The 4,121-nt window shown below is 63.7% G+C and carries 5 protein-coding genes; 4 read left to right on the top strand and 1 reads right to left on the bottom strand.

Going from position 1 to position 4,121, the window contains the following annotated elements; translation table 11 throughout:
• A partial coding sequence (locus tag NTZ26_10025) for a hypothetical protein (GenBank protein ID MCX6560832.1) occupies positions 1–200 on the top strand: 200 nt, incomplete at its 5' end.
• Between the two features lie 26 nt (positions 201–226).
• Here NTZ26_10025 and NTZ26_10020 read toward each other — a convergent pair.
• A complete protein-coding gene (locus NTZ26_10020) occupies positions 227–913 on the bottom strand; it encodes a cysteine peptidase family C39 domain-containing protein (protein MCX6560831.1) in 687 nt (228 codons plus the stop codon).
• 121 nt (positions 914–1,034) lie between these two features.
• Here NTZ26_10020 and NTZ26_10015 point away from each other — a divergent pair, with 121 nt between their 5' ends.
• The 3 genes from NTZ26_10015 to NTZ26_10005 form a co-directional block, all read left to right on the top strand.
• Positions 1,035–1,937 (top strand): PfkB family carbohydrate kinase, encoded by a 903-nt coding sequence (locus NTZ26_10015; GenBank protein MCX6560830.1) that lies wholly within the window; start codon positions 1,035–1,037, stop codon positions 1,935–1,937.
• Positions 1,938–2,566: 629 nt separating this feature from the next.
• The gene (locus NTZ26_10010; protein ID MCX6560829.1) at positions 2,567–3,748 is read left to right on the top strand and encodes a hypothetical protein; all 1,182 of its coding nucleotides are present in this window, start codon (positions 2,567–2,569) and stop codon (positions 3,746–3,748) included.
• A gap of 11 nt (positions 3,749–3,759) precedes the next feature.
• Positions 3,760–4,121: GWxTD domain-containing protein (locus NTZ26_10005; GenBank protein ID MCX6560828.1), on the top strand; the 362-nt coding region annotated here is incomplete at its 3' end.

The raw sequence follows: 4,121 nt of genomic DNA, 5'->3' as shown, positions 1-4,121 counted from the left end.
TTCCAGGCGGCAGGAGTGAGGCCGCCATCTGCCGTGACGATATGCGACTGAGCCAACCGACCGTAGTGCCAAAGTATTTTTCCGCGCCCGCAATCCGTTCATTTACAGAGAGTTCGGAAAATCAACTGTCGAAAATAAGTTTAAATTTTATAATGCCGTTTTCTATCGAGAATGGCGTTGCGTTGCGCTTGAACGACTAGAAATGTTGAATGTTGAGACCTGACCCCTATTCAACGTGGGTGAAGGGGGGCGGCGGGACGGGCTTGGCGCCTTCGATGAAGATGCCCATAGCCCGGTAGGCCCGGTCGGTCTTGTCGAAGGGCGGCTTGCCCTCGTAATCGTGCCAGCGCTCCAGGAATTCCGTCCGCGGGATAACGCCGCGTGAACCGAGAATCGAAGGATCCTCGACGTAAACGTTCTTGCCGTCGAGGCCGATGACGATGACATAATGGCCGTCCTCCCAATCCTTGGCCCAGGAAAAGCCTGGCTTTTCCGAGTCGGCCCAGGCCTGAATGGCACAGATGACCGGGATCTTCCGCCACAAGGCGGCTTCCAGGGCATTGAGGTCCAGCCCTTCCTTGAGCTCGGCTTGAAGACCGCGGGCCCTGGCCGCCTTTATGATCTGCCCGGGCTGAGTGCCCAGGGCGGCCGTTGTCCGGCATTCTTTCATCAAGGCGTCCTCGCGGGATTCCTGCCCGTAATACTGAAGCACGGCCTGGAGCACGGAAGCGCCGCAGGAATAAACCGTGGATTGGCGGACGTCCGGCACGCCGGCGAGGAGAAGCGGCGCGGGATCCTTGGCCGCGGCTGCCGCCGGGCTTCCTCCCGGATGGAGCCAGCCGCGGACCTGCCAGCCGCCGACAAACGCGACGATCACGAACACCGTCCCCAGGATCCGTCTCAGGATGCCCATGGCGCCGTCTCCTTGATTCTATGCTAACAGACTGGGGCGCGCTTGGGAATGGCCGCGTCCCGCGTCCGCTCGGCGCCGCCTTGCAATCCGCGTCCGGCTCGCATACGATGGGCCTCTCGCCATGACCGAATTCGGGCTCATCGGGACCATCACCTCCGACCGCATCGTCTACGACGACGGCCGGTCGTACGGCATGATCGGGGGCGTCCTCTACCAAGCCGCGGTTTGGTGCGGCGTCGGCGACGGCGTCCGCCTGTTTACGAACTGCGGCGAGGCGCTGCGGGCCCGGGTGGAGGATCTAATTGCCCCCTGGCCCGGCCTGCGGCGCGGCGGTCTTCGTTATGTCCCCGGTCCGGGCAACCAGGTCGAGCTCCGCTACGGCGAGTCTCTCAAGGAGCGCGAGGAGGTCCTGCGCTCGGCCGTGCCGCCTCTCGACCCCGGGCCGATCCTGGCCGGGCTCGATGGGCTCGACGCCCTTCTTCTCGCTTTCAATTCGGGGTTCGACCTGCGCCTCGGGGACTGGCGCTCGATCGTCGACAAGTCCCGCTGCCCCATTTGGATCGACATCCATTCCCTGTCCCTGGCCAAGCTCGTCGGGGCGCACCGGGACTATGTCGCCTTGCCCGAATGGCGGGATTGGGTTCGGGGCGCGGCCTACCTCCAGGCCAACCGGCAGGAGGTCGCCTGCATGGTCGGCCGTCCGGAGTGCTGGGCCGAGCGGGCCGAGATCGACGTCCTGGCGGCCGAGGCGTTCGGCTTGGGCGTACGGGCCGTCTTCGTGACCATGGGCAAGGAAGGTGTTTTGGTCCTAACGCCGGCCGAGATCCGGATGATCGCCGCTCCGCTGGCGGCTGCGGCCGTAGATACGACGGGCTGCGGCGACGTCTTTGCCGCCGTGGCGCTCAAGGCCCTGGCTGGGGGGGGGGGCGCCTTCGCGGCGGCCCAAGCGGGTGCGGCGCTCGCCTCGCGGGCGGTCTCGGTCAAAGGCCTCGCCGAGACCTTCGATCTGGCTCGAAAAAGCTAGGCTTTTCGCCCCGTTCCGGGAAGGGCGGTTCGGAGTCGCCGTTGGGGGCAACGGCGCGATGCGCCGTGATCGGATCCCTGTGTTATCCTCGATCAAATCGCTATCGACGGCGCATTGGTCGTCCCGGCCAGGCGCCTCAGCGCTTCGCAGTCCTCGTCGGGACGTCGCTTCGACAGTCCCCGCGAGGGCGGAACTCCGCATTCTCGATCTTCCGGCAATGGGGATCAGCCCCTCTGTTTCGATTCCGATAGATTTCCGCGTGCTCAAACAGCCCTCGGCGGCCGCAGCTCTTCGCAGTCCTTGTCGGGACGTCGCTTCGACAGTCCCCGCTAGGATTGGCTGCCCTCGGAGAGTTGTGGAAAAAGGCGCCGCCCTCGCTATTTCGCCGTTGGCCGATCTTGCTGCGTTGTTCCCTCGCCACGGTCACGGCTGTAGAAGGAGCCGTTCACGCAGCATGATACCGTTGCCCCCAACGGCACACCCCGAACCGCCTGATCTTCCCGGTGTTTGGCGAAGATCTATGTGGCTTTTGGTGCCGCATAATTCCGTTATCGCCGAGACCTGTTGCTAATTTTTTTTTCGGGCTATAATGGTTTCATCAAAGCAGCGCTTGCGGTAAGGATTCCGCCGTGTTAAAAAATCGCCCCATTCAGGCACTGGGCCATTCCCGCTTCCGGTTCACGCTCGCCGTCGGTATCTTTCTGCTCTTGGCGTCCCGATCCTCGGCTCTCTCGACTCCCCAATCCGTCGAGCGCCGCCTGCGGGTCAAGGTCGAGAATGCCTCAGTCCGCCTGCGGCCGGATGCGGCGAGCCCCGTCGTCGCGGTTCTTAAGCGCGGCACGGTCCTGATGTCCTACGAGGCCGAAGCCGGCTGGTATCGCGTCGTCCCAGGGTCCGAGAAGGACGCCGTCGCGGTCATGGGCTTTCTGGCCGCGGCCGACGTCGAAGTGATCGAGGAAAAGACCGTCCCGCCTCGCGATTTCTGGTCCGACCAGGAAAGCACGTTCGCGGGGATCGGCTTGGATTTCGTGCTGACCGGCGGGTACGCGATGTTCGGAGGCGGAGATTTCGCCTCCGGTGTTGACGGACTCTATGACGACTTGAAGGGACGGCTGGCGAATCTGGGCTATGCGGCCAAGGACGAGAAGCACCACGCCTTCAACGGCGGCATGCTGCTTTCGGCCGGACTCTATTATCGACTGACCCCCCGCCTGGCCGTCGGACTGACAGGCGAATATTCGCTGGCCCAGCGCTTCGATCAGTTCCAGTTCGATGAGGGCGTGCATGCGTTGGGCGCTACCAGCACGCCCATCCTGCGGACTTTTATCCTCCGGCCGGGCCTTCGATATGGGATCGTCATCCAAGGACCCGTCCGGCTTTTTCTCTCGGCCGGGCCCGCGATCTTCTTTTCCTCCTTTCAATATGATCAGGCGACGAGCTATGGCTTCGTTCCGAACCAAGGGACGACGCATGACTTCATCTATTCCATCAAAGCCAACCGAAATTATTTCGGCGCTTTCGCCGGCGCGGAAGCGGATGTCCGCTTGACGGAGCGAGCCGCGCTGCTCCTACAGGTCGTCTACCGTCGCGCTTCCGCGGCTGGCTGGGAGGGGACGGAAAAGACGACGGCCTGGGTTGAGAGTTATGGGAAAGCCAACGGCCCGGAAATTTCCGGCCGACTGTATGCGACGACAAGAGAGTCGCGATCGGTCTTGGTTGTGTCCCCGGCCAGCCCGGCTTCGGGCGCTCGGGAGGCGAGCCTCGATTTTTCGGGGCTGACCCTGAGCACGGGCATGCGGATCCGGTTCTAAGAGGGGGCGAAATGAAGCGATTATTGACCGTCCTGCTCATCGTCGCCGCCCTGGCCGCCGGTCCGAGCCTTGGTTCTCCTCAGAACCGGCCGCTCTCGCCCAAGCATAAGGCCTGGCTCGAGGACGAAGTGGCCGTGATCATCTCTCCCGCCGAGCGCGACGTCTTCAAGCGCCTCGAAACCGACGCCGACCGCGACGCGCTGATCGAGGAGTTCTGGCGGCAGCGCGATCCGACGCCCGGCACGGCCCGCAACGAGTTCAGAGACGAGCATTACCGCCGCTTGGCCTTCGCCGACAAGACCTTCGGACGCGGCCTGCCGTTCCAAGGCGGCAAGACCGATCGCGGCCGGATTTACATCGCCCTCGGCCCCCC

Source organism: Candidatus Aminicenantes bacterium (assembly GCA_026393855.1).
Classification (GTDB): Bacteria; Acidobacteriota; Aminicenantia; order Aminicenantales; family UBA4085; genus UBA4085.
The sequence above is the reverse complement of the archived record's forward strand: the minus strand, read 5'-3'. Positions and strand labels throughout refer to the sequence as shown.